This is a genomic window from Pseudomonas sp. NY15364 (assembly GCF_048068235.1).
In the GTDB taxonomy this organism is placed as follows: Bacteria; Pseudomonadota; Gammaproteobacteria; order Pseudomonadales; family Pseudomonadaceae; genus Aquipseudomonas; species Aquipseudomonas mendocina_D.
Window position 1 is genome coordinate 1 of record NZ_JBLUPX010000086.1, and the last position, 842, is coordinate 842.

At 65.7% G+C, this 842-nt stretch carries 1 protein-coding gene; it reads left to right on the forward strand.

Going from position 1 to position 842, the window contains the following annotated elements; genetic code table 11:
- Positions 1 to 842, forward strand: an 842-nt coding sequence (locus ACNFCJ_RS24035) for a hypothetical protein (protein ID WP_416773889.1), incomplete at both ends; no start/stop codon positions are given.

The following is an 842-nucleotide window of genomic DNA, read 5'->3' on the forward strand; positions in this document are numbered from 1 at the left end:
AGTGCTTACCGTGACGCGCGGGCTGGAGGGCAACGAACGAGCGTGGCCGGCCGGCGCGATAGTGTTTGCCGGCATTACTGCAGGCATGCTGCAAGAACTGGCCGAGCGCGGTGGCGAACTGGGCCAGGCGACTGGTGCAGCGGTGCTGCTCGATGCCGCCCAGGCGCCGACGTGGCTGGTTCCGCTCGAACAGGATGCGACTGTAACCCTTGCTGTCGCGCCCGCCGGCGCTCGGCTGACTGCGCTGATTGTTCAGGACTCGGTTGGTGGCCACGCTCTGGCTTGGCCTGCCGATACCGAGTGGACCGGCAGCGCTGCGCCGGGCCTGCAACCCGATCAGGCGTCGCGGGCGGAACTGTGGAGCCTCGGTGCTGGTCGCTGGCTTGGGAGCATGATGGTCTATGCCGGTGGTGATGAGCCGCCTGTTGTGTACGCGCCTCGCTATGCTGCCGCCTGGCGGGTAAATGACGGCGTGACCGTTGGACTGTTCGATGGTGCCGGCGTGATGCTGGGCTCTGTTGTGCTCAGCCCCAACTACACGATTCCGCAGATCGGCCTGGCACTGTCGCGCGATGCTGGACATATCGTGATTGCGCTGCAGAACGAGCAGCAGGCGTGGATCATTGAGACTGTCGGCTGGACATCGATCCGCGTCAATGCGCCGGCCTGGGCGCTAGGCCCATGCTTGGCGCCGTTTCAGATCCGCGACGGCTATCTGTACGGCGTTGAGACGATCGCCGGCGCGGCAATGTTCTACCGTGTCGCCCTGGTGGGCGGTGTCCGTGATGACCTGCTGACGCTGCCGGCGAGCCCGCAATCGTTCAGTGTTGGCCAGGCTGAGG